The sequence below is a fragment of the Ruegeria sp. CE8 genome, from assembly GCF_056537465.1.
On sequence record NZ_JBQFRP010000011.1, the window covers coordinates 143,506 to 169,380 of the forward strand.

At 58.0% G+C, this 25,875-nt stretch carries 25 protein-coding genes, 1 other RNA gene and 1 riboswitch; of the genes, 13 read left to right on the plus strand and 13 right to left on the minus strand.

Going from position 1 to position 25,875, the window contains the following annotated elements; genetic code table 11:
* Positions 1–13: 13 nt before the first annotated feature.
* Positions 14–403 (minus strand): hypothetical protein, encoded by a 390-nt coding sequence (locus tag ACR0AA_RS17475; RefSeq protein ID WP_480665204.1) that lies wholly within the window; start codon positions 401–403, stop codon positions 14–16.
* A 51-nt stretch (positions 404–454) separates the two neighbouring features.
* A complete protein-coding gene (locus ACR0AA_RS17480; RefSeq protein WP_480665205.1) occupies positions 455–1,216 on the minus strand; it encodes a DUF1013 domain-containing protein in 762 nt (253 codons plus the stop codon).
* Between the two features lie 130 nt (positions 1,217–1,346).
* Here ACR0AA_RS17480 and ACR0AA_RS17485 point away from each other — a divergent pair, with 130 nt between their 5' ends.
* Positions 1,347–1,976, plus strand: a complete 630-nt coding sequence (locus ACR0AA_RS17485) for a ribonuclease T2 family protein (RefSeq protein WP_480665206.1) — start codon at positions 1,347–1,349, stop codon at positions 1,974–1,976.
* Here the strand turns inward: ACR0AA_RS17485 and ACR0AA_RS17490 are convergent.
* Complete coding sequence (locus ACR0AA_RS17490) at positions 1,973–2,461, minus strand: hypothetical protein (protein ID WP_480665207.1); 489 nt, start codon at positions 2,459–2,461, stop codon at positions 1,973–1,975. The two genes, ACR0AA_RS17485 and ACR0AA_RS17490, sit on opposite strands and share 4 nt — an antisense overlap.
* Before the next feature lie 197 nt (positions 2,462–2,658).
* On the opposite strand from ACR0AA_RS17490, the gene ACR0AA_RS17495 reads away from it, so the two are divergent.
* Positions 2,659–3,156, plus strand: coding sequence for a lactoylglutathione lyase family protein (locus ACR0AA_RS17495; RefSeq protein ID WP_480665208.1), 498 nt, complete (start codon positions 2,659–2,661; stop codon positions 3,154–3,156).
* 70 nt (positions 3,157–3,226) lie between these two features.
* Here ACR0AA_RS17495 and recR read toward each other — a convergent pair whose 3' ends face one another.
* The 3 genes from recR to ACR0AA_RS17510 form a co-directional block, all read right to left on the minus strand.
* Complete coding sequence (gene recR / locus ACR0AA_RS17500) at positions 3,227–3,820, minus strand: recombination mediator RecR (RefSeq protein WP_480595491.1); 594 nt, start codon at positions 3,818–3,820, stop codon at positions 3,227–3,229.
* 64 nt (positions 3,821–3,884) lie between these two features.
* Positions 3,885–4,229 carry a YbaB/EbfC family nucleoid-associated protein gene (locus tag ACR0AA_RS17505; RefSeq protein WP_480665209.1) on the minus strand — a complete coding sequence of 115 codons (345 nt, stop codon included), beginning with the start codon at positions 4,227–4,229 and terminating at the stop codon, positions 3,885–3,887.
* Between the two features lie 234 nt (positions 4,230–4,463).
* Complete coding sequence (locus ACR0AA_RS17510) at positions 4,464–6,215, minus strand: DNA polymerase III subunit gamma/tau (protein ID WP_480665210.1); 1,752 nt, start codon at positions 6,213–6,215, stop codon at positions 4,464–4,466.
* A gap of 154 nt (positions 6,216–6,369) precedes the next feature.
* On the opposite strand from ACR0AA_RS17510, the gene ACR0AA_RS17515 reads away from it, so the two are divergent.
* Positions 6,370–6,858: a protein-tyrosine phosphatase family protein gene (locus ACR0AA_RS17515; RefSeq protein ID WP_480665211.1), complete on the plus strand. Its 489-nt coding sequence runs from the start codon at positions 6,370–6,372 to the stop codon at positions 6,856–6,858.
* Between the two features lie 16 nt (positions 6,859–6,874).
* On the opposite strand, the gene ACR0AA_RS17520 is transcribed toward ACR0AA_RS17515, so the two are convergent.
* The gene (locus ACR0AA_RS17520; RefSeq protein WP_480665212.1) at positions 6,875–7,282 is read right to left on the minus strand and encodes a hypothetical protein; all 408 of its coding nucleotides are present in this window, start codon (positions 7,280–7,282) and stop codon (positions 6,875–6,877) included.
* A gap of 84 nt (positions 7,283–7,366) precedes the next feature.
* Positions 7,367–7,586, minus strand: a riboswitch (cobalamin riboswitch).
* 143 nt (positions 7,587–7,729) lie between these two features.
* Between ACR0AA_RS17520 and ACR0AA_RS17525 the strand changes: the two genes are divergently transcribed.
* The gene (locus ACR0AA_RS17525) at positions 7,730–8,587 is read left to right on the plus strand and encodes an alpha/beta hydrolase family protein (protein ID WP_480665213.1); all 858 of its coding nucleotides are present in this window, start codon (positions 7,730–7,732) and stop codon (positions 8,585–8,587) included.
* Positions 8,588–8,598: 11 nt separating this feature from the next.
* On the opposite strand, the gene rsgA is transcribed toward ACR0AA_RS17525, so the two are convergent.
* The 3 genes from rsgA to ACR0AA_RS17540 form a co-directional block, all read right to left on the minus strand.
* Positions 8,599–9,627 carry a ribosome small subunit-dependent GTPase A gene (gene rsgA / locus ACR0AA_RS17530; RefSeq protein ID WP_480665214.1) on the minus strand — a complete coding sequence of 343 codons (1,029 nt, stop codon included), beginning with the start codon at positions 9,625–9,627 and terminating at the stop codon, positions 8,599–8,601.
* A 158-nt stretch (positions 9,628–9,785) separates the two neighbouring features.
* Positions 9,786–9,884: signal recognition particle sRNA small type (ffs, locus tag ACR0AA_RS17535), an RNA gene on the minus strand.
* Between the two features lie 39 nt (positions 9,885–9,923).
* A complete protein-coding gene (locus tag ACR0AA_RS17540) occupies positions 9,924–11,747 on the minus strand; it encodes a bifunctional 2',3'-cyclic-nucleotide 2'-phosphodiesterase/3'-nucleotidase (protein WP_480756518.1) in 1,824 nt (607 codons plus the stop codon).
* A gap of 207 nt (positions 11,748–11,954) precedes the next feature.
* On the opposite strand from ACR0AA_RS17540, the gene nudC reads away from it, so the two are divergent.
* Genes nudC through ACR0AA_RS17555 form a run of 3 tightly spaced genes read left to right on the plus strand, consistent with a single transcriptional unit; the run spans position 11,955 to position 13,943 of the window.
* A complete protein-coding gene (nudC, locus tag ACR0AA_RS17545; protein WP_480756512.1) occupies positions 11,955–12,935 on the plus strand; it encodes an NAD(+) diphosphatase in 981 nt (326 codons plus the stop codon).
* Between the two features lie 40 nt (positions 12,936–12,975).
* The gene (locus tag ACR0AA_RS17550) at positions 12,976–13,443 is read left to right on the plus strand and encodes an SRPBCC family protein (protein ID WP_480665216.1); all 468 of its coding nucleotides are present in this window, start codon (positions 12,976–12,978) and stop codon (positions 13,441–13,443) included.
* Positions 13,444–13,475: 32 nt separating this feature from the next.
* Positions 13,476–13,943 carry an N-acetyltransferase family protein gene (locus ACR0AA_RS17555; RefSeq protein ID WP_480665217.1) on the plus strand — a complete coding sequence of 156 codons (468 nt, stop codon included), beginning with the start codon at positions 13,476–13,478 and terminating at the stop codon, positions 13,941–13,943.
* 12 nt (positions 13,944–13,955) lie between these two features.
* Here ACR0AA_RS17555 and ACR0AA_RS17560 read toward each other — a convergent pair whose 3' ends face one another.
* The gene (locus ACR0AA_RS17560) at positions 13,956–14,789 is read right to left on the minus strand and encodes a prephenate dehydratase (RefSeq protein ID WP_480665218.1); all 834 of its coding nucleotides are present in this window, start codon (positions 14,787–14,789) and stop codon (positions 13,956–13,958) included.
* A gap of 119 nt (positions 14,790–14,908) precedes the next feature.
* On the opposite strand from ACR0AA_RS17560, the gene ACR0AA_RS17565 reads away from it, so the two are divergent.
* From ACR0AA_RS17565 to ACR0AA_RS17585, 5 genes are all read left to right on the plus strand, one after another.
* Positions 14,909–15,415, plus strand: coding sequence for a c-type cytochrome (locus tag ACR0AA_RS17565; RefSeq protein WP_480665253.1), 507 nt, complete (start codon positions 14,909–14,911; stop codon positions 15,413–15,415).
* 171 nt (positions 15,416–15,586) lie between these two features.
* Positions 15,587–17,530 carry an extracellular solute-binding protein gene (locus tag ACR0AA_RS17570; RefSeq protein WP_480665219.1) on the plus strand — a complete coding sequence of 648 codons (1,944 nt, stop codon included), beginning with the start codon at positions 15,587–15,589 and terminating at the stop codon, positions 17,528–17,530.
* Positions 17,531–17,535: 5 nt separating this feature from the next.
* On the plus strand, positions 17,536–18,621 hold the full coding sequence (locus ACR0AA_RS17575) for a microcin C ABC transporter permease YejB (RefSeq protein ID WP_480665220.1): 1,086 nt from the start codon (positions 17,536–17,538) through the stop codon (positions 18,619–18,621).
* Positions 18,622–19,728 carry an ABC transporter permease gene (locus ACR0AA_RS17580; protein ID WP_480665221.1) on the plus strand — a complete coding sequence of 369 codons (1,107 nt, stop codon included), beginning with the start codon at positions 18,622–18,624 and terminating at the stop codon, positions 19,726–19,728. It begins immediately after the preceding gene.
* Positions 19,725–21,302: an ABC transporter ATP-binding protein gene (locus ACR0AA_RS17585; RefSeq protein ID WP_480665222.1), complete on the plus strand. Its 1,578-nt coding sequence runs from the start codon at positions 19,725–19,727 to the stop codon at positions 21,300–21,302. Before ACR0AA_RS17580 ends, ACR0AA_RS17585 begins: the two co-directional genes overlap by 4 nt.
* Positions 21,303–21,553: 251 nt before the next feature.
* On the opposite strand, the gene ACR0AA_RS17590 is transcribed toward ACR0AA_RS17585, so the two are convergent.
* Positions 21,554–23,482, minus strand: coding sequence for an elongation factor G (locus ACR0AA_RS17590; protein WP_480665223.1), 1,929 nt, complete (start codon positions 23,480–23,482; stop codon positions 21,554–21,556).
* A 177-nt stretch (positions 23,483–23,659) separates the two neighbouring features.
* Positions 23,660–25,015, minus strand: a complete 1,356-nt coding sequence (gene hemN, locus ACR0AA_RS17595; RefSeq protein ID WP_480665224.1) for an oxygen-independent coproporphyrinogen III oxidase — start codon at positions 25,013–25,015, stop codon at positions 23,660–23,662.
* 64 nt (positions 25,016–25,079) lie between these two features.
* On the opposite strand from hemN, the gene fnrL reads away from it, so the two are divergent.
* Positions 25,080–25,820 carry a transcriptional regulator FnrL gene (fnrL, locus tag ACR0AA_RS17600; protein WP_480665225.1) on the plus strand — a complete coding sequence of 247 codons (741 nt, stop codon included), beginning with the start codon at positions 25,080–25,082 and terminating at the stop codon, positions 25,818–25,820.
* The last annotated feature ends 55 nt before the right edge of the window (positions 25,821–25,875 follow it).

Here is a 25,875-nt window from a genome sequence, read left to right on the forward strand (position 1 = left end):
CGGGCGGTTTTCCTTAACTGGTTTCGCAGTAGCGCGGCAGTTTGAACCGATATCGCGCTTCGCCACTGTCCACGTAGACACGCTTTTCGATACAGGCTGTTGTACCAACCGATTGCGAAATTGGTGCCTCAGTCGAAGTCACCGAAGTCGCGGACCCGTCCGGCAACCGGACCGACGCGATTACACCGTTCTTGAGGTCACCATTTATCGGCGTGGCTGACAGGACATCGACCGTCATGAAGGCTTGGTGCTCGTGCTCTCCGCTGTCGCTGAAGATCAGCAATCCAGTTGCAATAGCGATCAGGCCGACGCCGCCTATCAGAGGTAGGCCCCAGGTCTTTACGAAGGCATAGATCGAAACGGCGCGATGCGGTCCAAACAGTGTGGATAGGACGTTCAGCATGGTCTTCTCATGAAAAAGCCCCGGTTCGTTCAGGCCGGGGCTGTCTATGCCTTAGGGGCGCAGATCGTCTTCGTCTTCGTCCTCAGCACCGCCTTTAGGCAGGTTGAAGAAGCTGTCTGCATCGATGACCGGCTCGTCTTCTCTCTCATCCGCAGGCTCGTCGGACAACGAGAAGGTTTCCAGACCTTCAATGGCCGTCGGGATCTTGGGTGCTGCGTCCATCTCCAGCGACTGCTCGGTCGAAACCAGCTTGCGGCGCTCGTCATCGCTCATGACGCCGCCTTCGGCTGCTTTCTTGGCTGCCGCCTTCTGAACGATGGCGTCCAACTCGGACTGTTTGCACAGGCCCAGCGCAACCGGATCGATTGGCTGCATGTTGGAGATGTTCCAGTGGGTGCGCTCGCGGATCGACTGGATAGTTGGCTTGGTGGTGCCCACCAGCTTGGCAATCTGACCGTCGCTGAGTTCCGGGTGGAATTTGACCAGCCACAGGATCGAGTTCGGGCGGTCCTGACGTTTCGACAGCGGGGTATACCGTGGACCACGCCGCTTTTCCTCGCCGGTCGCGGCCGGGTTGAACTTGAGCTTCAGCTTGTGCAGCGGGTTGCCCTGCGCGGCATCGATCTCTTCCTGAGTCAGCTGGTTATTGGCAATCGGGTCGAACCCTTTGACGCCAGCGGCCACATCGCCGTCGGCGATGCCTTGCACTTCCAACTCGTGCATGCCCACGAAATCCGCGATCTGCTTGAAGCTGATCGTGGTGTTGTCCACCAGCCATACGGCTGTTGCCTTGGCCATAAGCGGTTTTGCCATCAGCCCGTCTCCTATAAATACATCTATCCCGTCGCCGGAATTCGGCGGCCCCGTTGTCTTGGGGCAGGTTTCCGTTGTCGGGGAACTTGCGGTCTATATAGTCGCGCAAAGGCAAGAAGGGAAGAGGCGAATGCGCTGGGTGATACTGTGGATTCTGAGCGCCGTTGCAGCGCTTGCTGATGGCGAAAAGGCGGGTGAGTTCGACTATTACGTTTTGTCACTCAGCTGGTCGCCCAACTGGTGCGCCCGCGAAGGCGACGCGCGCGGGTCGGACCAATGCGATGCGCGCCATGACCACGGGTGGATTTTGCATGGGTTGTGGCCTCAGTATCATCAGGGCTGGCCCGCGTTTTGCCGAACATCTGAAGCACCGCCAACGCGTCGCATGACGCGCGAAATGACCGATATTCAGGGCAGTTCCGGATTGGCGTGGCACCAATGGAAGAAGCACGGAACCTGTTCGGGCCTCAGTGCGCCCGACTATTACGCGCTGTCCCGGCAGGCGTATGAGGGCGTCGAGCGCCCTCAGGTGTTCCGCAGGCTGGACGCTTCGGTCAAATTACCCGCATCGGTCGTCGAGGAAGCCTTTTTGAAAGCCAACCCGGGACTTGAGCGAGACATGATTACCGTCACGTGCAAGCAGGGCTATATCGAGGAAGTGCGCCTGTGCCTGTCGCGCGGCCTTGAACCTGTCCCCTGTGGCCGAGACGTGCTCCGCGATTGTACGGCCAAAGACGCGCTGTTCGATCCGATTCGTTAGAGTTTCTTGTTCTGGCACTCGCGTGCATACTCCAGCGCTTTGGCCGTGCCTTTAAGATCGATTGCCATCACCGTCTCACCGGCGGGGTTGTAGACCGTCATGGTCTTATTCTGCGCAATCGCGTTAACGAAGCTGCGGTCGGTAAAGAACACCGTTGCCCCCGGCACATCGCGCCGATTGAAGCCAATCGCTGTTGCATCATAACTCTTGCCGTCCAGATCGAACCGGATCGGGTAACTCTCACCCTGTTTAATATCGCCCCAGGCCTTGTTGTAGACGGCGAAATACCCGCGATCGTCCAGCGCATCATAGCCCAACCGCACCACCGAGAGGTCCTGATACACCGTCTGGATCAGGCACCCGTTGCCAAGCGCAGGGTCCATCATGATGTTCCAGCCTTCGACAAAGCCCTTGTCGATGAGCTCCTGCGAAAAAGCGGCAGTGGCTGTAAAGGCGGCAAACGTGATTGCAAAAAGGCGTTTCATAACTGTTCCCAAATTCAAATGGATAAGGTCACAGCCATAGTACACGCCGCGTGCAGGAGGCAAAGACCATTCTCGGCTGATGTGGTCGCGAAAGGGGACCTATGTGCATGGCGGAACCCGGCTATGCCTCGCCGGGCAGGCGCTTGAAACTCGGCTGTGGCACAATAGTTTTCGCTCCATAAATTAAGGAGCGAGCCATGCCGCAACATCCAAGAACATTCTCTCACATCGGATTGTCCGTCCCAAACGTTGACGAGGCTGTAAAGTTCTATTCCGAAATCCTCGGCTTTTACGTAATCATGCCGCCAACGGACGTGGTAGAGGATGATACGGATATCGGTGTCATGTGCACTGATGTGTTTGGTCCGGAATGGAAAAAACTACGTATTGCGCATCTCGCGACGGCTGATCGCATCGGGTTCGAACTTTTCGAGTTTCACGGGAATTATGTACCGGAAAACAATATCGACTTTCGGCAGAATGGTACGTTCCATTTTTGCGTCCAGGACCCGGATGTCGAAGGTCTGGTAGAAAAAATCGTGGCAGCGGGCGGCAAACAACGGATGCCGATCCGATACTATTATCCCGGAGAGAAACCCTATCGTATGGTCTACGTTGAAGACCCTTTTGGCATCGTCTTCGAGATTTACAGTCATTCTTATGAATTGACCTATTCGTCGGGCGCTTACACCTAACAAATAGAAGAGAGACTGGTGTGCAACCGGAAGAGGCGGAAGCGTTCCCGTTGTTGTCGTATTGCAATGCTCAGAGCTCTTTTCTTGCCCTCAACGCTGCCGTAATCGTCCCGTCATCCAGATAATCCAGCTCTCCGCCGATCGGCACACCCTGGGCCAGTGAGGTAAGGCGGACCTGCCCCTCCAGTTGGTCGGCGATGTAGTGGGCGGTGGTTTGGCCATCGACGGTGGCGTTCAGGGCGAGGATGATCTCGGTGATCCCCTCGGCTGTCACACGATCTTTCAGGCGAGGGATGCGCAGTTCGTCCGGTCCGACTCCGTCCAGCGCCGACAAAGTCCCACCCAGAACGTGATAGCGGCCTTTGAAAACACCGGCCCGCTCCATCGCCCAGAGGTCGGCGACGTCCTCGACCACGCACAGCTCTCCGGTCGCGCGGGCCTCGCTGTCGCAGATGTCGCAGATATCGGTGGTGCCGACGTTGCCGCAGTTCAGGCATTCGCGGGCGGTGACGGCAACCTGCTGCATTGCGTCCGACAGGGGTGTCAGCAGCAGGGCGCGTTTGCGGATCAGGTGCAGTACGGCGCGGCGGGCCGAGCGGGGGCCGAGGCCCGGCAACTTGGCCATCAGGTCGATCAGATTGTCGATGTCGCTGTTCGAACTCACTGCGCGTGCTCCTGCAAAAGGGCCGGGCTTGAGCGCCCGGCCTTTGGGTCGTCAGGAGTTTCTATCAGAACGGCAGCTTGATGTCTTTCGGCAAACCCATGCTTTCGGTCAGCTTTGCCATTTCTTCCTGCGAGCGTTCGGTCGCTTTGGTCTGCGCGTCCTTGATGGCGGCCAGAATCAGATCTTCGACCACTTCTTTGTCGTCGCCGTTAAAGATCGACGGGTCGATATCCAGACCTTTCAGCTCGCCTTTTGCCGTGGCGGTGGCTTTGACCAGACCTGCACCGGATTCGCCGACAACCATGATGTTGTTCAGTTCTTCCTGCATGTCGGTCATCTTGGTCTGCAAATCTTGCGCGGATTTCATCATCTTGGCCATATCGCCCAGACCGCCGAGTCCTTTGAGCATTGCTTTTCTCCTGCAAATCGGTTTGTCGCCTAAATACGAGGGCTGTCGGCATGGTACAAGGGGAGAGGTTCTCCCGCCGATCGTCAAGGTCTTTGGCAAGACCTTTCCTCCCGTTGGGCCCGGCAGCGCGCACTCTGCCCGCGCTGCCGGGCCCAAGGCTGCCTAGGGTGATCGGCGCAAGCTGAGCGCCCGTGGCGGTCGCTGGAGGATTTCGGGTTGCGGAACGGGTGCGGTTCAGTCTTCTTCGAACGGATCCCATTCGTCTTCGACCTCGGGCAGGGCTTCGGTTTCAACCTTTGCCGCGCGTTGTTCCGGGGTTTCGATCCGTTTGATCCGCGCCTTTGGAAAATGAGCCAAAACGGCTTGTACCAAGGGATGCTGCTTCGCCTCTTCTTTTAGTGCCAGTTCGCCTGCATCCCTAACTTCCGCGATTGTCGCAGCGTCACCATCCGATACGATCGACACGGCCCACCGGTTGCCAGTCCAGCGTTGCAGCGCCGAACCCATTCTCTGCGCAAGGTCCGTAGGAGCCTTATCCGTAGGGGTGAATTCAATCCGTCCAGGTTGATAGGATACAAGACGCACGCCGTTTTCGACTTCGACCAGTAGTTTCACGTCCCGGTTTGTGCGGATCAGTTCGACCACGTGTTCGAATGTGGGATAGCGCGCCAGAGCCGTTTGGATATCTTGCGCCAGAGCTGCCGTTGGCGCACCCGCAGGCCCGCGTTGCGCGGAAACATAGGATGAAGGCGTGGCTTGGACTGGTGCATGAGACGGCTCGGACACTCCGCCACCTGGACCTCCATTCGGTGGGGGCGGTGGTGCATCCTGCAGCCGTTTGATCAACTCTTCGGGGCTGGGCAGATCAGCCACGTGGGTCAAACGAATGATGGCCATCTCTGCGGCCATCATCGCGTTTGGCGCGGCAGAGACCTCTTCGAGCGCTTTCAGCAGCATCTGCCACATCCGCGTCAACACGCGCATCGGCAGAGCCTCGGCCATTTGCTGCCCTCGTGCCCGTTCGTCGGGCGACACGGTCGGGTCTTCGGCTGCATCGGGCGTGATTTTGACGACGGATACCCAATGGGTGATTTCTGCCAGATCGCGCAGCACAGCCAGTGGATCGGCACCTTCGGCATATTGACCGCTCAACTCTGTCAATGCCGCTGCCGCATCGCCGCGCAGGATCATGTCCATCAGGTCCAGCACCCGGCCGCGGTCGGCAAGCCCAAGCATTGCGCGGACCTGATCGGCGCTCGTTTCTCCAGCCCCATGCGAGATCGCCTGATCCAGCAGCGAGGTCGCGTCGCGCGCCGAGCCTTCGGCCGCACGGGTGATCAGCGCCAGCGCGTCCTCTGCGATCTGGGCGCCTTCGGCGGCAGCGATCTTGATCAAAAGACCGATCATGTCCTCAGGCTCGATCCGGCGCAGGTCAAACCGTTGACAGCGCGACAGAACCGTCACAGGGACTTTTCGGATTTCGGTCGTCGCGAAAATGAACTTCACATGCTCGGGCGGTTCCTCAAGCGTCTTGAGCAGCGCGTTAAACGCACTGGTCGAGAGCATATGGACCTCATCGATGATGTAGATCTTGTAGCGTGCGCTCGCCGCGCGATATCGAACGCTGTCGATTATTTCGCGGATATCATTCACGCCAGTCCGGCTGGCGGCGTCCATCTCCATGACGTCGACATGGCGACCTTCCATGATGGCCACGCAATGCTCGCACTGGCCGCAAGGTTCGGTCGTTGGTTTGCCGTCGCCATCGGGGCCGATGCAATTCATGCCTTTGGCAATTATCCGGGCCGTAGTGGTCTTACCCGTGCCGCGAATACCGGTCATGATGAAGGCTTGCGCAATCCGATCCGCCTCGAACGCGTTTTTCAGCGTGCGCACCATTGCGTCCTGTCCAACCAGATCGGCAAAGGTTTCGGGGCGGTACTTGCGCGCAAGAACCTGATAGGCGGGGCTGGGCGTTTCGGTCATGTCTGCTCTGTCGGATTCGTGTCAAGAATGCAGCGTAGAGACCCGCGCCGCCCGCGTCCACAGGAGGCTGCGAGGAATTTCGGTTTGGACTGTATCGGTAGGCGCGATAAACCCCTTTAGGGTCGGGTGGCCGTTGGCAGAAGGAACGTAAGTCTTGGCGGTTTTTGCAATCCACGCGCTGCGGGTTGGTTCGGGAACTTTGGCGCTGTCCCCTTTGCCTGGCAGTGGCGGTGGGTATGCAGACGATCTGAGCGCGATACACGATTGGAGCCCCAATCTGGTGATTTCCATGACGACCAAGGTCGAAATGCAGCAAGCCGGGGCAGGTGCCTTTGGGCAGGACATTCAATCCGGGTCTGCGGTCTGGCTGCACCTGCCGGTTGAAGATTTCGGAGCGCCGCCACCGGAAATCGCAGCCCTTTGGCCCAAGGCCAGCGCATCTGCCCGACAGGTTTTGTCGGATGGCGGACGTGTTCTGGTGCACTGCCGGGGCGGCTGCGGGCGGTCGGGTATGGTTGCCCTCAGACTTATGGTCGAAAGCGGCGAAGTCCCGAATCACGCACTCAGCCGGTTGCGCTCTGCCCGACCTTGTGCGGTGGAAACGGACCAACAGATGGCCTGGGCCATGAAGCCGGTCCAGTGAGATCGGTGAGCCTAGATCAGGCCGTGGCTTGCTGAACGATCTGATGCGAGGGGCGCGGCGCAAGGGCCGATGCCTGAAGCATGGCGCAGGGTAAAGTGGTCAAGAATCCGGTGGGCAGTGAGGCGAAATCAGAGCCAAACATCATATCGGCGTAGTCATCCAGCTTGTCGGCCGAGTCATTCGTGTTTGCCCCACAATAGACCCTGATCCGGGTTGGGCTGGCCCGAAACCGTGCCGTGCAGCCCTCGCCGCAATGGGTCAGTTCGCTCGAGCCATCCATCTCGAATTCGCTGGAGGTTACCGGGCCTGCGGTCGCCATCGCTTCGGCAATAGCGCGGGCCATTCGGGCCAGTGCGGGGCAGGTTTTGCCTGTCCTTTGGCACAGGGTGGCAGAAAATTCGTGTGTCGTTGTATTCCAGATCATAATGCGCCCTCCGCGCGATGGACGGGGGACGTGGAACAGGTGTCTCAGCAAACTGAAGACCTGCCCGGACACCCCGCCCGAGTTTCGGTTTTTCGTTCGATGGCAGGTCTCCTGACTTGCGGGTCGTTGCTTTGCCGACCTTCCCAGCCTTTCGGCCAGTGGTGTTTCGGCATTGCTCACCGCTTACAGTTGCGGGGGCAGTCGCGGCCTTGGTCCGTTCCGGCAATGCCGGGCTGGACCGCACCGTGTTCCCTTTTCATCCCGCCCCAATATGAGGACGAGAACCATCACGTCATCGCTAGCGGTTGTCGGTGGCTTGAGTCAAGCAGGCTCTTGCTGCCGCTCGAAACGGACGCGTGGTCACTTTGGAAATCTATTGACTTTGATTTGCGAAAAGCGCCGATTGCAACAGGTGAACCAAACAGTTCAGATGCTTGCGAGGGCGCTATGTTGGACAACACTCCGACCGTATTGACCGAAGATTTCAAGGTTGAAGCTGGTTCGGCCAGCTTGTCGGCGCGGTTATACAGGCCTGCTGCTACGCCGGACGTGGCGGTTGTGATCCACGGCGCCACGGGGGTGCCGCGCGACTATTATCAACATTTTGCGCAGTGGCTGGCGGCGGAACAGGGCATGGCCTGCTTGACCTATGACTATCGTGACTTCGGTCATTCGCTGACCGCGCGGCTGCGCGATTCGAAAGCTACGATGGCCGATTGGGCCCTTATCGACATGCCTGCGGCCCGGGCCGAAATGCGGCGCAGATTCCCGGCTGCGCAGCAGTGGAGCATTGGCCATTCGGTTGGTGGAATGCTGGGGCCGCTACAGCCGGATATCGAACAGATCGACCGAATGATCTGCGTCTGTTCCGGGTTGGTCACGTTATCTGATCACCCGTGGCCGTACCGCGCGCTGGCGACGATGTTCTGGTATGGTCATCCGCCATTGCTGGTCAAGACATTGGGATACTTGCCGGGCAAGGCGCTGGGTTTTGGTTCAGACTTGCCTGCAAGCGTTTACTGGCAATGGCGTAAATGGTGCACCGATCCGCTGAACTATGTGCCGGACATTGGTCAAAGCCTGCCAGACGCCAGATGGGCCGCGTCGGAAACACCCGTTGATCTATTTACAATGGACGATGATCAAGTGGTACCTCCAAACGCGGTTTGGCGACTTGCCGATCTATACGGACCTATGGCGCGCAGACATCAGCTGTCGCCGAAGGAGTTCGGCTTGACCGAGGTTGGCCACATCGGCGCGTTTGCGCGCCGAAATGCGGCCGTCTGGCCTCGATTGATTGCCTGAAACAGCAGCAGTTATAGTCTTTTACGCGACTTCTTCTCGTGCATCACAGAGCGCACCATTTTGCCAAAGGCTTTGTCGCGTGCGCGTGATTGCGCCACGGTTTCCGAGTTTCTCTGATCCTCGCGGCGCAATTTCCGCCAGCGCTCCAGGCGCTCTCCATCAAGCGTGCCATCTGCGATTGCGGCCTGAACGGCGCAACCAGGTTCGGCGTGATGCTGACAATCAGAAAACCGGCAAGACTCGGCAAGTTCCAGAATGTCCGAGAACACCTCATCCACACCATCCTGCGCATCCAGCAGGCGCAAAGCGCGCATTCCGGGCGTGTCCACAAGCCATCCCCCGTTTCGCATCGGATGTAGCGCGCGGGACGTGGTTGTATGGCGGCCCCGCGCGTCGTCCTCGCGAATGCCGGCGGTGGCCTCAGTCGAACCCGTCATAGCGTTCGCCAGCGTCGTCTTGCCGACACCGGATGATCCGACGAGTGCAGCGGTCTGTCCAGCGGGGCACCAGGACAGGACCTGATCGATTTCGGTGGCATCCAGCGCGTTGACGGTCAGAACAGTCAAGAACGGGGCCAGCGATTCTGCGGGTTTGGCGAAGTCACTTGGATCGGCGCAGGTATCTGCCTTGGTCAAAACAACAACCGGATAACATCCGGCCTGATGAGCCAAAGCCAGATATCGTTCCATCCGGGCCAGATTAAAATCAGCATTGCAGGAACTGACGATGAACAGCACGTCGACATTGGCGGCGATCAATTGCGCATCGGCACCGGTGCCGGCGGCGCGTCGTTTCAGGAGGCTTCGGCGTTCCAGCACATGTTGTACGCGGTTTTCAGGGTCGGTGAGCACCCAGTCTCCAACCGCAAACTCTCCGGTTGGTCGACCGGGGGTCAGCAGTGGGGTTTCGCCATCGGCATTCACGCCGATCAGACGATCGCGGTGAACAGCAGTGACGCGAAAGGGGGTGCAAGACGAATAGGCCGCATGTTGCGCGGCAAAGTGAGAGGACCATCCAAGGTCCGATAGTGTAATGGTCATTGTTCTGCCTGTGTTCAGGTACAGCAATCCGGCTGGATGGCAGGCGCGCATCCATCGGTGACGTGTTCAGGCAGAGGTAGGGGTAAGGTTCAGAACCGCTCTGCCCGAAGGGTTTTTGCTACAATCATAAAAGCCCTCCTACGGCTGATGGTCTGAGTAAGTGAGAGGTTGGACATCGACCCAAGCGGGGCTCGTTGTGGCTGCTTCCTTCCGGACCTGACCAGGTTGGCGAGGCGCTCGCCCGCGCCAACCTCTCAAGGGGTGATATAGGGAAGCCCCGCGCAAATGACAACCCGTCAGAGTGAGAGTTGAATTTGCAAAAAACCCCCTTGGTCCACACCCACGAGCTTTGGGCTGAACTGAGCGATTTCCGCGATATGGTCCTGTGCCTTTGGATTGGTATTCATAAGCGCTGAGGCACCGGGCACGGGCGCGAAACTGAACGGGCAGGGGCATTGGTCCAGTGATTCCTGAGGTAAGTCTCCACTCAGGTAGTTCTGCAGGACCTCCTGAATGGACAAAGGCGGTAGTGTGATTGCTTCGGCCTCTTGGATAGGCGGAAAATGCCCACCTCCGTTTGCCCGATAGTTGTTCAGCGCGACGACAAAACGCTGGTCTGTCGCTACTTCTTGACCATCGCGGTGGATGTCTGACACGCGCCGGGTTTTCGGATTGATCAGATGACCGTTGGCGTCAAAGCGCGGTGGCACACTCAGGTCGATCACGTAGTTCAGACCGAACAAAACATCGAAATTGTGCCCTGCACGATCCGGGTTAACCAGTTTGGCCTGCCTGCCCGGCGTCATCTGGTTGAAAACACCGGCTGACATTTCTAGCCAGTCTCTGATTTGTTCACCGGAAACAACGACCGCCCTAAGCTCGTTGGGAAAGATACTCAGGTCGGTCACGTGGCGCATGCGAACCACACCTGCGGGGACGTCCGTATAGAAACGCGGCCCTGCGCGGCCTCCGAACTTCGACGGCGCTGCGGCGGACAGCATCGGCGTGTCCTCCCAGCTCGTCCCCTTCACATGATTACGCAGCACAGCGGCCTGTGCTGCTGCAACCATCGCAAGCCCGCGATCCTTGGCGCAAAAGCTAAAAAAGCTGTGCAGGTGTCGATCCGTGCGCCCAACGGGTTCATCGGCCCTTTGGCGCGTCGCGGTGTGTAAATCTGAAAACAGAGACACCACCTCCGGATCCTCAGGCACCGGGCCTGCACCAGATACCGGCCGCAATTCGGCCTGCTGTGTTTCAACCGACCACTTCCTGTCCGTTGTCGTGGTCAGGGTCAGATCGATAAGCCCCAGATGCGAGCCGGCCGATCCGGGCATGATGACCGGCACCCCGTGTACAAGACCGCTGGCGGCCTCAACATGTTCGAACCCTGCATGTGATGCGCCAGGCAGCGTCAAATGCGTGTGCCCGGCGACGATTGCATCGATCCCATCAATGGCCGCGAGGGGAATAACGGCGTTCTCCAGATCGGGCTCTGGGTCAGAGGAGCCCAGCCCGGTATGGGCTAGTGCCACAATCAAATCGCATCCTTGGAACCGAAGTTCCGACACTTTGATCCGCGCGCATGTCAGGATGTCGTCGATCTGCACCTTGTCTGCCAGCCGGTGGGATTCCCATTTCCGCGTTTGCGGCGGCAAAACCGAGAAGACACCGATTTTCAGCTCGACGTGTCGTCCGTCTATTTCTATCGAGCGTTTCAGAACCACGTGGTCCCGCCACACGGAAGGTTCACCCACTCGATGAACATTGCTGCAAATCACGGGGCAAGGCGCTTGCGACAGGATGCGGTCCAGTACGTTCAGCCCGAATCCGAAGTCATGATTGCCCAACCCGATCGCATCATAGCCAAGCGCCCCAAAGGCCTGCATCAGGACATGGCGCTCAGTGACTTGTTCTGCAGCCAGATCTCCGGCCGGTGTTCCCTGCAGCGAATCCCCGTTGTCAAAAAGCAGCACCAGGGCGTCGTGCGCCTGATCACGCGCCGCCCGGATCAGGCTCGCGGTTCGGGTCAGACCGATCGAAGGTTCGGGAGTGTCGGAGTAGTAGTCAAAACTGCTCAAATTCATGTGCAGATCCGATGTGGCCAGTATTCGGACCCGCACAGTCTGCGATGGCAGAGAAGGGGAAAGTTTCAAAATTCTTCTTCTGGCAGTTTTGTCTTAGTCATTTTCCACAAAAAGATTATTCACTGCAAATTTCAAGGCGTAGCTGTGTTCATTCGATGGCAACTTGAGATCGCGCGCGCGGAAAGCCGTTGCAACTGTCAGGCCGTCATGGCAGCCCTGTGCGGACAAGCCTAAGGATCTGTTATGAAAAATGCGGAATGTGTGACGTTTGGTGGTTCAGGGCTGGATCGTGCGGCGCATATTCGCGGCGATGCCGAAGGAATCAACCGGGCCAAGGTACATCCGCAGGCAAAGTGTTTGATGCTGTGGCGTGGCAAGGTTCTGGTCCAGGGGGACGCGCTGGATCAGTTGGGGCTGATTCCAATGACGCATAAGCTGGTTGAAAGCGGGCCGGGCGGCTCGGTCGAGCAGCCGGTTTTCCTTGGGATGTCCGACGAAACACCTGTTTTTGCGGCCGATATTTCAAACTGGTCCGCCGATGGGTTGGATCTGTCGGGTGTGGGTGCTTTTGTCGACCGGTCCGAGCAACAGCACCCCGACTTACCTCAGGGCTATGTATTTGCCGAGTTGCGCCGGATCATGACACGGCTTTCGACCAGAGATGCCGAACTGGCGGCCTCGGCCAAAGCGGTGATCGGCTGGCACGAAACCCACAGATTCTGCGCGCGCTGTGGCGCGGCCAGTGATCTGACGCAAGCGGGGTGGCAACGCAGTTGCCCGTCTTGCGGCGGCCAGCATTTTCCCCGAACCGACCCCGTTGTCATCATGTTGATTACGCATGGAGATTCGGTTCTGATGGGGCGGTCCCCGGGCTGGCCGGAAGGGATGTATTCGTTACTGGCAGGCTTCGTCGAACCGGGTGAAACGCTTGAGGCTGCGGTCCGCCGGGAAGTCATGGAAGAGGCGGGTGTGCCAGTCGGCGCGGTCAGTTACCTGTCCAGCCAACCCTGGCCCTTCCCCGCTTCGCTGATGTTTGGATGCGCGGGCGAGGCTTTGTTACGTGAGATCACCATCGACCCGGTCGAAATCGAAGATGCGATGTGGGTAAGCAAATCCGAGATGATGCAGGCGTTTGCCGGGGAACACCCGAAACTGTTACTGGCCCGCAAAGGCGCGATTGCGCACTTTCTTCTGCAAAACTGGCTTGCAGATACGCTGGACTGACAAAATACTAGGCTGAAACGCAAGAGACCCGCGAACCACAATGCAGTTTACAGCGCGCGAAGATATCGAAGCTCCGATTAACGCAGTATTCGAAATGGTTGCCGATTTTGAACGGTTCGAGCGCATGGCGATGCGTCGCGGAATCGAGGTGCGGCGCATGTCTGGTCATATGGGTGTTGTGCCCGGCACCACTTGGGAGACCGAGTTCAAGTTGCGTGGCAAGCCGCGTCAGGTCTCGGTCCAGATGGCCGATTGCGACCCGCCCTCGCATATGCGGTTCGAAGCCGCCAGCAAGGGGATGAACGGGGTGACGACGGTTGAGTTCCTGGCCCTGTCGCAGCGTCGAACGCGCCTGAGCGTGGACATGTCGTTGTCGGCCAAATCCCTGCCGGCGCGGTTGCTGCTACAGTCTCTGAGGCTTGGACAATCGCGGTTCAGACGGCAGTTTCAAACGCGCCTGAGCGAATTCGCGCGGGAAATGGAACAACGCCATATTCACGGTGGTTGAATGGAAACGTCCAAGGTGTTGGCGGGTGCGAAATGGACAACTTAATAATCCGTGAAGCCGAATTGGCCGATGCCGAAGGGATTTCAGAAGTGCTGAAGGAAATCGCCGCTGCCGGAAAGCGCAGTAAGCGATCTGACGTGGAATTTGCTCGTAAACATTACATAGCTGATCCGGATCGGATCAGGTGTTCGGTCGCCGTTCAGGGAAATCGGGTGTTAGGATTTCAGTCGCTGAAAATGGCGGTTGAAAACAACCCTTATGGCGCTCCGGTCGGATGGGGCATCATTGGAACACATATCCGCCCATCGGCGGCCCGATGCGGCGTTGGCCGCGCCCTTTTTCGCGCGACACTTTTCGCCGCGCGTGACAGGGGTTTGTCAGCCATCGACGCAACCATCGGAGCCGCAAACGCCGAAGGGTTGGCCTATTATTCGTCGATGGGTTTCGTGGATTACCGGCAGCACGACGGCGCCCGGTGCAAGCGATTTTCCGTCACTTAAACCGTGAATGCCTCAGCCGCGCGGCTGAGCGGCCGGGTAGACGCCCAGAATCTCGACATTCGTGGTGAAGTGTTCCAACTCGTCCATGGCCAGCTGTACGTTCCGATCGTCCGGATGGCCCACGATATCGGCATAAAACTGCGTCGCGGTGAAGGACCCATCAACCATGTAGCTTTCCAGCTTGGTCATGTTGATCCCGTTTGTGGCAAACCCGCCCATTGCCTTGTACAGCGCCGCCGGGATGTTGCGGACTTGAAATACAAAGCTGGTGATCATGCCGTGATCGCCGCGCCGCGTCATGTCTGCCTGCCGCGACATCACAAGAAAACGCGTCGTGTTGTTGTCGCGGTCTTCGATGTGACGGGCCAGAACGTTCAGCCCATAGATTTCACCAGCCAGTTCGCTGGCCAAGGCGGCTGAGTGGATCTCGCCCTGTTCCGAAACCTCGCGCGCCGCACGGGCGTTGTCGGGGCTGACGCGGCCTCGAATGTTGTGTTCTTTCAGAAACTCCGCGCACTGAGGCAGAAGCACCAGGTGCGAGTGCGCCTCGGTAATGTCCTCAAGCTTGGCTCCTGGCACCGCGAGAAGGTTGATGTGAACACGCACAAAAGCTTCGTCGATAATATGCAGCCCACTGTGAGGCAGAAGGCGGTGAATATCGGCTACCCGCCCATAGGTCGTGTTCTCGACCGGCAGCATCGCCAGATCGGCATCGCCCGAACGAACCGATTCGATCACATCTTCGAATGTTCGGCAGGGCAGGGCCTCCATATCGGGGCGCGCATCGCGGCAGGCCTCGTGGCTATAGGCTCCGGGTTCTCCCTGAAATGCAATACGTTTGGTCATATGGTCGATTCCGTGCAACAAGTTCCAAAATTGGGCGTTTAGTCGCGGTGTCTATACCTTGCCTCTTGTCAGGGGAAGCCTTAGACACCCCGCAGACAGCTGAAATGGACTCGCGATCAATGTTCGACACGATGACAGTTACCAAGGCCGCAGCAGGCCTGTTTGGCACCTTCCTGGTGCTGCTTCTGGCCAAATGGGGCGCTCAGGTTCTTTACCATGCGGATGGGCATGGCGAGACGGCCTCGTACATCATCGAAACCGAAAGCTCCGGCGAAAGCGCCGATGGTGAAGAGGTGGTGTTCGAAGACATGTTGGCTGCCGCAGATCCGGACAAAGGTGCCAAGGTCTTCCGTAAGTGTACGGCATGTCACAAGCTGGAAGATGGTGCAAACGGCACCGGCCCTTACCTGTATGCAATCGTCGACCGTCCGGTCGCGTCGGCCAAAGGCTTCACCGGCTATTCGCCAGCAATGCAGGCGCATGGCGGCAACTGGACACCCGAAGCGCTGGATGCCTTCCTGACGCGCCCCAGTGCTTATATCTCGGGCACTTCCATGAGCTTTGCCGGTCTGAAAAAGCCGCAGGAACGGGCAGACCTGATTGCCTATCTGCAGACCATCAACTGACGCTTCGCTCAGTTTCGACAGGTTTCAAAGCCGCTGCCTCGTGCAGCGGCTTTTTTTCTAAGTAAATCTTCACAAAGCGCTCACGCATTCTAAACTTGAATCTGTCAGTGCTGGACCTTTAGCTAGGTTTAGGCGCATTAAGACGTTGCAAGGGCTGTAGAAGAGGCGGGCATGACACAAAATCGCACGAAATCGACGTTGACGATGATGAAGCGGAGAACAGCGCTGCAATTGATGGGTGGAAGCGCCGTAGCCGCCATAACGCCCGGGTTGAGCGGAGCAATGGCCGCTGGCGCCGCCGATAGCGAGCTTATCAAGGCGCACGGGTATTCCTTCTTCGGCGATCTCAAGTACCCGCCAGACTTCAAACATTTCGACTACGTAAACCCCGACGCGCCTGTCGGTGGTGAGATCTCTGTTTCCGCACGCGGAACCTTCGATGGCATGAACCGCTTTAACTGGCAGGGCAAAGCGGGTCTCTACTCTGGCTTGATCGCGGAAAGCATGTTTGGCGACAGCCCGTTTGGATCGGCCTCGCCTGCGGACTCGATCACCGAATCCTATGGCCTGTTGGCGGAAGCCGTCGAATATCCCAGCACCAAGGAATGGTGCATCTTCTACATGCGGCCCGAAGCTCGTTTCGCTGATGGTACTCCGCTTACTGCGCATGATGCGGCGTTTACGCATGACCTGTTCCTCGAGCAGGGCATCCGCAGCTATGCGCGGGCGGTAAAGCAGCGCATCGAAGGGTACGAGATCATCGATGACCACACGATCAAGTTTAACTTTGTTGACGGTATCTCGCGCCGATCGTTAATCTCGCAGGTCGGCGGTACGCCCGTATTCTCGAAAGCCTGGTACGAAAAAACCGGCGAACGGTTGGACAAGCAAAGCCTTGTGACACCGATGGGAAGCGGGCCCTATGTGCTCGATGACTATGAGATAAACCGCTATATCATTTATCGGCGAAACCCCGACTATTGGGGTTGGCACCTGCCGATCAATGTTGGCCGGCATAACTTTGAAACCGTTCGGGTCGAGTATTTTGCCGACGATGCTGCCGAGTTCGAAGCGTTCAAAGCGGGCATCTACACCTTCCGCGCTGAAGGCAGCACCAAGAAATGGGCCACAGGGTATGATTTCCCGGCGGTGCAGAACGGTTATGTAAAGCGTGAAAGCATTCCCGTTGAGACGCCTCCTTCTCCGTCAGGTTTCATCTTCAACATGCAACGTGCACCGTTTGACAACATCAAGGTCCGCGAGGCACTTGGGCTGGCGTTCAATTTTGAATGGACGTCCGAATCCCTTCAGTTCGGGCTGACGGAACCGCGCCATTCCTTCTCCGAAAACGCTGATGTGGCCGCTGATGGCCTGCCTGACGAGATGGAAACGGCGTTCCTGCGGTCCTTGGGCGATATCGTTCCCGAAGAGCTTTTCACGCAGGAAGCGGTGCGTGCCCATACCTCGAATGCGGATCGTACCGTGGACCGTCGCAACAAGCGAACGGCCCTGAAGCTGTTCGAAGAGGCTGGTTGGACGGTGTCAAGCGGCGGTAAACTGCAGGATGCGGACGGCAATCCGCTGAAGATCACCATCATGCTCAACGCCTCTTCGTCGGACACGGCCGAGGCCATTGTGACGACGTACGCCGCCAACCTGGAAAGCTTTGGCGTTGCGGTGACGGTCGAAAAAATCGACAGCGCACAGTGGATTCAGCGGTATTACGATAAAGATTTCGATATGATCTTTTTCCGAAACCAGCCGTTTCTGGAAGCTGGCACTGGGCTCAAACAAGCTTACGGGTCTGAAACCGCAGTTGTTTCGTCCTATAACCCTCAATCCCTGCAGGAACCGCTTGTAGACGCCATCATCGATGCGTCGCTGGACACGAAATCCCGCGAGGAAGAGATCGCTGCGCTGAAATCTCTAGACCGCGTCCTCCGGTATCTTCGTATTCAGGTGCCAACCGGATATGTCTCGGATACCTGGGTCGCTTATTACGACATGTTCGAACATCCCGAAGTGTTGCCGCCACTGGCCGTCGGGCAGTTTGACTTCTGGTGGTTTAACGAAGAGAAGTACCAGAAACTGAAAGCTGCTGGCGCGGTGAGGTAACCGATTTGGGCGCGTATATTCTTCGCCGGCTTTTGCTGGTCATACCGACGCTACTTGGAATCATGATTGTGAACTTCACCCTGGTGCAATTTGTGCCGGGTGGCCCGATCGAGCAGATACTGGCTCAGATGCAGGGCGAAGGTGACGTGTTCGCAGGTTTTGCCGGGGGCGAAGGTGCGCCAGCCGAAGAGACCTTTGGTTCGGACAGCGAATATATCGGCGCCCGAGGTTTGCCGAAGGAGTTCATTGAGGAACTTGAGAAAGAGTTCGGGTTCGACAAACCGCCGGTCGAGCGTTTCCTGACGATGATGGGCAACTACCTGACGCTGGATTTTGGCGAGAGCTATTTCCGCTCGATCAGTGTTATTGATCTGGTGTTGGAGAAGATGCCCGTTTCGATCTCGCTGGGCCTGTGGTCGACATTGATTGCGTATCTGGTATCGATTCCCTTGGGTATTCGGAAAGCGATCAAGGACGGGTCGACCTTTGATACATGGACCAGTGGTACGATTATCGTGGCCTACGCCATTCCGGGCTTCCTGTTCGCGATCCTTCTTCTGGTGCTGTTCGCCGGTGGCTCTTACTGGCAGATATTCCCGCTGCGGGGGCTGACCTCGGACAATTGGGAGAGCCTGAGCCTGATTGGCAAGATCGTCGACTATTTCTGGCACATCGCCTTGCCGATTATCGCGCTGACGATCTCGGCCTTTGCGACGCTGACGCTGCTGACCAAGAACTCATTCCTGGATGAGATCAAAAAGCAATACGTCATGACCGCCCGCGCCAAGGGTCTGAGCGAAAGCAAAGTTCTGTACGGTCACGTGTTCCGCAATGCCATGCTTATCGTGATCGCGGGCTTCCCTGCGGTTTTTATCGGCGTCTTCTTCGGTGGTTCGATCATTATCGAAACGATCTTCTCGCTTGATGGTCTTGGCCGTTTGGGGTTCGAGGCTGCGGTGGCCCGCGACTATCCTGTGATCTTCGGCACGCTGTTCATCTTTGGCCTGATGGGGCTGGTTGTCGGCATCATCAGCGATCTGATGTATGTGCTGGTCGATCCGCGTATCGATTTCGAAAAGCGGGAGGGGTAAATGGCATTGTCCCCCCTCAACCAGCGCCGCTGGCGCAATTTCCGACGCAATGGCCGGGCGTTCTGGTCGCTGATCATCTTCTCCATTTTGTTCGGACTGTCGTTGTTTGCCGAGTTTATCGCAAATGACAAACCGATCTTGGTGAAGTACCGCGGCGAGTTCTACACGCCGATCTTCAACTTCTATCCCGAAACCGAGTTTGGTGGTGATTTCCAGACCGAGGCGATCTATCGCGACCCCGAGGTGCAATGTTTGATCGACAGCGGTGGGCTGGAGTCGTGTTTCGACGACCCCGAGGGGATAGTCGACGAAATCAAAGCCGGTACCTTTGAGGCGGACGGGTTTGAACGCGGTTGGACCATCTGGCCGCTGATCCCTTATTCCTATAACACCAGCGTGGATCGCCCTGGTGCCGCGCCACTGCCACCCAATGGCCAGAACCTGTTGGGCACGGACGACACCAAACGCGATGTGCTGGCTCGTGTGATCTACGGGTTCCGTCTGTCGATCTTGTTCACTCTTGTTGTCACAGGCGTGGCCAGTCTGATCGGTATCTTTGCCGGGGCTGTTCAGGGGTTTTTCGGCGGGTGGCTTGATCTCATCTTCCAGCGCATCATCGAGATTTGGTCAGCTACGCCCTCACTCTATGTGATCATCATCATGTTCGCAATTCTGGGTCGAAGTTTCTGGCTTCTGGTCGCGTTGATGATCCTATTTGGCTGGACCGGACTTGTGGGCGTCGTACGCGCCGAGTTTCTGCGGGCTCGAAACCTGGAATACGTACGCGCGGCCCGGGCGCTGGGCGTCGGGAACATGACGATTATGTTCCGCCACATGTTGCCCAACGCGATGGTGGCGACATTGACCTTCATGCCCTTCATCGTAACGGGCACCATCGGCGGTCTGGCCTCGCTCGATTTTCTGGGCTTCGGCCTGCCATCTTCGGCCCCGTCTTTGGGAGAACTGACACTGCAGGCCAAACAGAACTTGCAGGCGCCGTGGCTAGCTTTCACCGCTTTCTTCACCTTTGCAATCATGCTGTCGCTGCTGGTTTTCATCTTCGAAGGCGTGCGCGATGCGTTTGATCCCAGAAAGACCTTTTCATGAGCCTGCTGAATGTGAACAACCTCAAGGTCTCGTTCCGGCAGGACGGGCAGATCAGTGCGGCGGTAAAAGGTGTGTCCTTTACTGTGGACCGGGGCGAAACGGTCGCTCTGGTGGGCGAATCCGGGTCAGGGAAGTCCGTGACGGCCCTGTCTACCGTTTCGTTGCTGGGTGATAGCGCGATCGTCGAAGGCTCGGTGACATATGACGGGCAGGAGATGATCGGCGCGTCCGAAAAGCACCTGATGGATGTGCGGGGCAACGACATCAGCTTTATCTTTCAGGAGCCGATGACCTCGCTCAATCCGCTGCACACAATTCAAAAGCAGATGGCTGAGTCGCTGGCCTTGCACCAGGGACTGTCCGGCGATGCCGCGCGCAATCGAATCGTCGAACTGCTGACCAAAGTTGGCATCCGCGACCCCGAGGAGCGCCTGGACAGCTATCCGCACCAATTGTCGGGCGGCCAGCGTCAGCGTGTGATGATTGCTTTGGCGCTTGCCAACAAGCCCGATATTCTGATCGCGGATGAGCCAACGACGGCCTTGGATGTGACCATTCAGGCGCAAATCCTCGAATTGCTGGCCGAGCTTCAGAAATCCGAGAATATGGGCATGCTGTTCATCACGCACGATCTAGGGATCGTGCGCCGCATTGCCGACCGGGTTTGCGTTATGAAGGATGGCGAGATTGTCGAAACCGGCGCAACGGGTGAGATTTTCGACAACCCTCAGCACCCGTATACGCGCAAGCTGCTGGCGGCTGAGCCCTCGGGCCACCCCGATCCTGTGGCGCCGGATGCCGAAGAGGTGGCGCGCACAGATCATCTGAAAGTCTGGTTCCCGATTCAGCGCGGATTTCTGAAGCGTACCGTTGGCTATGTGAAAGCGGTAAACGACGCCACGCTAAGCGTGCGCGCTGGTGAAACGCTGGGCATTGTGGGCGAAAGCGGTTCGGGCAAGACAACGCTGGCTTTGGCGATCATGCGGCTGATTGCATCCGAAGGCAGCATCACCTTCCGCGATCAGGACGTGCGCCGCTGGTCGACACGACAGCTGCGGCGGCTGCGCAAGGATATGCAGATCGTGTTTCAGGACCCGTTCGGCAGCCTGAGCCCGCGCATGACCTGCCAGCAGATCATCGCCGAGGGGCTGGCGATCCACAAAGTCGACCCGCATCGCTCGCCGCGGGATCTGGTGGCTGAGGTAATGACCGAAGTGGGCTTGGACCCCGCCATGATGGACCGTTATCCGCACGAGTTCTCAGGCGGTCAGCGTCAGCGTATCGCCATCGCCCGTGCGATGGTCTTGCGGCCCAAGCTGCTGGTTCTGGACGAACCCACCAGTGCCTTGGACATGACGGTGCAGGTCCAGATCGTCGATCTTTTGCGTGATCTCCAACAGAAATACGGGCTGGCCTACCTGTTCATAAGTCATGACCTGAAAGTCGTTCGCGCGATGTCACACAACGTGATCGTTATGCGGAACGGAGACGTGATCGAAATGGGCGCGGCCGAAGATCTGTTCGAAAACGCGCAAACGGATTACACCCGCGAACTGATCGCTGCGGCGGGATAACGGGAAAACAACGGCAGAGACTATCTCCGGAAAGCCTGGTTTGTCGGTGTCTCTTGCCTTCTAAGTTTCTTTAATAAAGCGTTCTGGCCTCATTCCCGGCCCAGATTGCCCTGTTGTCGTAGTCTTCGTTGTATTGTTCGGAGAACATCCTTTGGAGTGGTTCAGGTCCAAGCTTTGACAAACAAAGTGATGCAAGAAATCGAAGGATTTAGTTCCTTCGATCTCTCACCTCCTAAGGCGTCAGGTTCGCTTCATGCGTTGGCGGCTTCGCGTGAGGCGGATTTTGGCACCGGCCCGCGCAGCTCTTCATAATGGTCGAAGCTTAGCTTGACCCAACCGGTGCCGCGTGTGGCGCTGGCAAGGGTGCGGTGCAGTTCGTCCTCGGCAACGGCGGGAAGCTGGGCGTTGAAAATCTCCCAGCCCGAGGCGTTCGGGTTGCCTTCAAAGCCCAACACCTGACCCTGCAACGAGCTGATCGTGGGGACCAGATCGCCGACGAAATCCGAGGGCAGATGGATCTCAGCATTCAAAATCGGCTGCAGAACCACGGGTTTCGCCTGTGGCAGTGCCTCACGCACCGCGTTCTTGCCCGCCGTGCGGAACGCATAGTCGGAACTGTCGACATTGTGGTGCTTGCCATCGCTCAGGGTAACTTTGACGTCCACGACCGGGAATCCTTCGGGGCCTTGCGCAAGCGCATCCTTGGCCCCGTGTTCGACCGAAGGGATGTAATTCCGGGGCACGGCACCGCCTTTGACGACTTCCTCGAACTCGAACCCGGACCCGCGGGGCGTCGGCGCGATCGAGATCACGACGTCGGCAAACTGACCCGCGCCGCCCGACTGTTTGCGGTGGCGATGGCGATGCTCGACGGGCGCGCGGATGGTCTCGCGATAGGCGGTCTCGACCTGTTCTGTCGCGATCTCAATCCCGAAATCCTCGTCCAGCTTGGCGCTGACGCGGCGCATATGCTGCGGTCCTTGTGACCCCAGAATTGCGTGACCGCTCAGTTCATCCTGTTCCATGTGCAGACCGGGGTCGATTTCGACCAGTCGGGTTAGCGCGTTGGACAGGCGCACATCGTCGCGTTCATGCGCAGGGAAAACAACCTGGCGATGCGCTGCAGGATGGGATGATGCCCATTCCGGTAACGGGGTCGCCTCGGCACTGTCATAGAGGTTTCCGGGGTTCAGGTGATCCGATTTCACCGCCAGTCCGATTTGCCCGGCCTCCAGTTCCGAGATTTGGGTTTTGGCATCCAGCATCGTCAGATTGCCAACCGTTTCCCCGCCCAATTGCTCATGTGCTTTGACGCCCTCGCCAAGCCCGCGCAGGACAATGATCTTGCCAATGTGCTTTTTGACATCGGCGAAACCGGCAATGGCGCGCGCGTTTTCGGCCGCTTCGTCCCGCCCTGCCGCGATATCGAATTCCGGAGCCTCGTGGCGCAGGGCTTTCATCAGCCGGGTCAGCCCGTTTCCGTGGCTTGCCGATCCAAGGCAGGCCGGGATCAACTGATGATTCTGCAGGACTTGCGCGGCCAGATCGTAGATTTCTCCACTGGGTGGTTGCTTGTCCTCGATCAGTTGCTCAAGCAGATGGTCATCGAAATCCGACAACGTCTCGAGCAATTCGGTTCGTGCTTCCTGCTCGCGGTCTTCGACGGATTGCGGCAGTTCGATCAGGGCCGAGGGCTGCCCTTCCTGATACTTCCAGGCTCGTTCCGAGATAAGATCGACGGCTCCGATGATCGTTTCACCATCGCGGATCGGGACTTGTCGCAACGCGATGTGATTGGTGCAGTAGGTCTGCAACGCGGCGATGATGTCGCGGATGCGGCCATTGGGGCTGTCCATGCGGTTAATGAACAGAAAACAGGGAATACCGGCTTCTTCGACCAGCCTCAGGTATGGGGCGCACAGCACGGCGGCGTCCGGGTCAGGTGGTACGACCACGACAGCCGCGTCCGAGATCGCCATGGCCGGGCCGACATAGGCCAGCGTGTCGCTGCCGCCATCCACGTCGATGGCGCACCACGGCTCGTCCAAGTAAGAAAAACCGTGCAAATGCACGGTTCCGGATACGTCGAATGTGGTTGGCCGGCCATCGAGGCGGCTAATGGCCTCGACCAGAGATGTTTTGCCCGATTGGCTGGGGCCGAGGACGGTGAAAACGCGCATGGATGCTGTCCCTCTTTCAAGTTGCAGAACGGCTGCACGAAAAAGGCGGTCGAGCGCGAACGCGTCGGCACTTACTGTCTGGTACTCTGCCTGCCTCAGACGCGGGGCGGAGTGTCACCCGCCCTCTGAGTGTGGGGAAAACCCACCCTCCGCGTCAAGTCTTGTCGTTTTGTCTTATCAGATTGCCGAGCTGTGTCCTGCCTTGCTCAGGTCATATGCGTCAAAGCTGCGCGCAATCATTCGGGTCAACGCACGCGCTTCGGGCGGGATGAACAGACCGTTTTTGGTGATGCTTAACAATCCATCGAAGGAGTTATTTGCTGCCTCGTACATGCTCTGCAATTCCGCGGCGGTGACATCGTAATCGCGCAGAATCTCGGCCGTATCGATGCGGAAGTCGCACATTAACGATTCGATCAATCGACCACGCAGGATGTCCTGATCCTTGAACAGGTGTCCGCGCGAGGTCGAGAACCGCCCTTCGCGAATTGCTTTGGTGTGTGCCGACGTTGCGGGCGCGTTCTGGGCGTATCCTTGCGGGAATCGCGAAATCGAGCTCGCACCGACCCCGATCAGAACCTCGGCCTGATCGTCGGTGTACCCTTGGAAATTGCGTTTTAACCTTCCCGCGTTCAGCGCGTGGGTCAGCCCGTCATCCTGCGTCGCAAAGTGATCGATGCCGATCTCGGCGTAGTTGTCCCACAGGAAGAGGCGCCGGGCCGTATCGAAGAGGTCCAACCGCTCTTCCGGGGTGGGCAGGGCATCGGATGGGATCAGCTGTTGCCGTTTAGCCATCCAAGGCACATGAGCATATCCGTACAGCGCCACGCGGTCCGGGCTAAGCGACAGCAGTTTCTGCACGCTTTCGGTCATCTTCGCTTTGGTCTGGTGCGGCAGACCATAGAGAATGTCGGCATTCAGACTGGAGATTCCACGCTCGCGGATCATCTCGACGGCTTTGCGCGTGATGTCATAGCTTTGAATGCGTCCGATGGTTTTCTGGATTTCATCGTCGAAATCCTGCACCCCGATAGACGCGCGATTCATGCCGGATTCGGCCAGTGCGTCCAGGCGGTCCTCGTCAATTTCGTTCGGGTCGATCTCGACCGAAAACTCGGCGTCCGGCCCCAAAGGTACAACTTCGAGGATACGGGTGGCCAACTCTCGCATCAGATCCGGGTTCAGCAAGGTCGGAGTGCCGCCGCCCCAGTGCAACCGCGACAGGGTCACGCCTTCGGGCAGGTGGGCGGCCAGCAGGTCCAGTTCGGCCTTCAAGACGTCCACATAAGCGATGACGGGGTTGTCGGTTTGGGTGCCTTGTGTTCGGCAGGCGCAGAACCAGCACAGTCTGCGGCAGAAAGGTACGTGGATGTAGAGCGACACGGAACTGCCCGGCTTGATCCCGGAAATCCAGTCACCATAAAGACTTGGCCCTACATCATTGCTGAAGTGCGGGGCTGTGGGATAGCTTGTATAACGCGGAACTTTCGCGTCAAATAGTCCAAGCTGTGCCAATTGCGGTTTCACTATCATGGCGATACCGTTAAAGGACGGTCGGCCAAGATACCTTGACTGAGATCAAGTGGAAACGCGAACCATGCTAAAAGCCCAATTTGACCATTCCAACTGTTCGGACTGCCCCATCCGACATCGCGCAGTCTGTGCGCATTGCGATGCGCATGAATTGGAAGAGCTTGAAGACATTAAGTATTACCGCAGCTTCGAGGCCGGTCAGACGATCATCTGGTCTGGAGATCAGATGAACTTTGTCGGTTCCGTCGTGTCGGGGATCGCCTCTCTGACGCAAACGATGGAGGATGGACGGACGCAAATGGTGGGCTTGTTGCTGCCCAGCGACTTTGTTGGGCGTCCGGGACGGGAATCGGCACCTTACGATGTTCTGGCGACGACTGATGTCGTGATGTGCTGCTTTCGCAAAAAGCCTTTCGAAGAGTTGATGAACCATACCCCGCATCTTGCGCACCGGCTGCTTCAGATGACGCTGGATGAGCTGGACGCGGCGCGGGAATGGATGCTGGTGCTGGGTCGTAAAACCGCGCGCGAGAAGATTGCGAGCCTGTTGTCGATCATCGCCCGGCGCGACGCATCGATTGCGCCGAAAGGCAAATCCGCGCCGATCGTATTCGATCTTCCTCTGACGCGTGAGGCGATGGCGGATTACCTGGGGCTGACCCTGGAGACCGTAAGCCGGCAGATATCGGCCCTGAAGAAAGAAGGGGTGATCGAGCTGGAAGGCAAACGCCATGTGACGATCCCCGATATGCGGCGGCTGATGGAAGAGGCCGGAGACGACTCGGACGGTGGTTTCCTGAATTGAGCCTGTTCTGGCGCGCCCTGCCGTGATTTACTGACCCTGTGAACAAAACGCGCAG

Excerpts from the sequence above, each read along its gene's own strand:
- ACR0AA_RS17570 (WP_480665219.1), top strand. The coding sequence starts at position 15,587 with ATGACACAAAATCGCACGAAATCGACGTTGACGATGATGAAGCGGAGA.
- ACR0AA_RS17560 (WP_480665218.1), bottom strand. The coding sequence starts at position 14,789 with ATGACCAAACGTATTGCATTTCAGGGAGAACCCGGAGCCTATAGCCAC.
- ACR0AA_RS17590 (WP_480665223.1), bottom strand. The coding sequence starts at position 23,482 with ATGCGCGTTTTCACCGTCCTCGGCCCCAGCCAATCGGGCAAAACATCT.
- ACR0AA_RS17580 (WP_480665221.1), top strand. The coding sequence starts at position 18,622 with ATGGCATTGTCCCCCCTCAACCAGCGCCGCTGGCGCAATTTCCGACGC.
- ACR0AA_RS17565 (WP_480665253.1), top strand. The coding sequence starts at position 14,909 with ATGTTCGACACGATGACAGTTACCAAGGCCGCAGCAGGCCTGTTTGGC.
- ACR0AA_RS17475 (WP_480665204.1), bottom strand. The coding sequence starts at position 403 with ATGCTGAACGTCCTATCCACACTGTTTGGACCGCATCGCGCCGTTTCG.
- ACR0AA_RS17495 (WP_480665208.1), top strand. The coding sequence starts at position 2,659 with ATGCCGCAACATCCAAGAACATTCTCTCACATCGGATTGTCCGTCCCA.
- ACR0AA_RS17510 (WP_480665210.1), bottom strand. The coding sequence starts at position 6,215 with ATGACCGAAACGCCCAGCCCCGCCTATCAGGTTCTTGCGCGCAAGTAC.
- hemN (WP_480665224.1), bottom strand. The coding sequence starts at position 25,015 with ATGATAGTGAAACCGCAATTGGCACAGCTTGGACTATTTGACGCGAAA.
- ACR0AA_RS17555 (WP_480665217.1), top strand. The coding sequence starts at position 13,476 with ATGGACAACTTAATAATCCGTGAAGCCGAATTGGCCGATGCCGAAGGG.
- ACR0AA_RS17480 (WP_480665205.1), bottom strand. The coding sequence starts at position 1,216 with ATGGCAAAACCGCTTATGGCCAAGGCAACAGCCGTATGGCTGGTGGAC.
- ACR0AA_RS17520 (WP_480665212.1), bottom strand. The coding sequence starts at position 7,282 with ATGATCTGGAATACAACGACACACGAATTTTCTGCCACCCTGTGCCAA.
- ACR0AA_RS17550 (WP_480665216.1), top strand. The coding sequence starts at position 12,976 with ATGCAGTTTACAGCGCGCGAAGATATCGAAGCTCCGATTAACGCAGTA.
- ACR0AA_RS17490 (WP_480665207.1), bottom strand. The coding sequence starts at position 2,461 with ATGAAACGCCTTTTTGCAATCACGTTTGCCGCCTTTACAGCCACTGCC.
- ACR0AA_RS17505 (WP_480665209.1), bottom strand. The coding sequence starts at position 4,229 with ATGCTCAAAGGACTCGGCGGTCTGGGCGATATGGCCAAGATGATGAAA.
- rsgA (WP_480665214.1), bottom strand. The coding sequence starts at position 9,627 with ATGACCATTACACTATCGGACCTTGGATGGTCCTCTCACTTTGCCGCG.
- nudC (WP_480756512.1), top strand. The coding sequence starts at position 11,955 with ATGAAAAATGCGGAATGTGTGACGTTTGGTGGTTCAGGGCTGGATCGT.
- ACR0AA_RS17485 (WP_480665206.1), top strand. The coding sequence starts at position 1,347 with ATGCGCTGGGTGATACTGTGGATTCTGAGCGCCGTTGCAGCGCTTGCT.
- ACR0AA_RS17525 (WP_480665213.1), top strand. The coding sequence starts at position 7,730 with ATGTTGGACAACACTCCGACCGTATTGACCGAAGATTTCAAGGTTGAA.
- fnrL (WP_480665225.1), top strand. The coding sequence starts at position 25,080 with ATGCTAAAAGCCCAATTTGACCATTCCAACTGTTCGGACTGCCCCATC.
- ACR0AA_RS17585 (WP_480665222.1), top strand. The coding sequence starts at position 19,725 with ATGAGCCTGCTGAATGTGAACAACCTCAAGGTCTCGTTCCGGCAGGAC.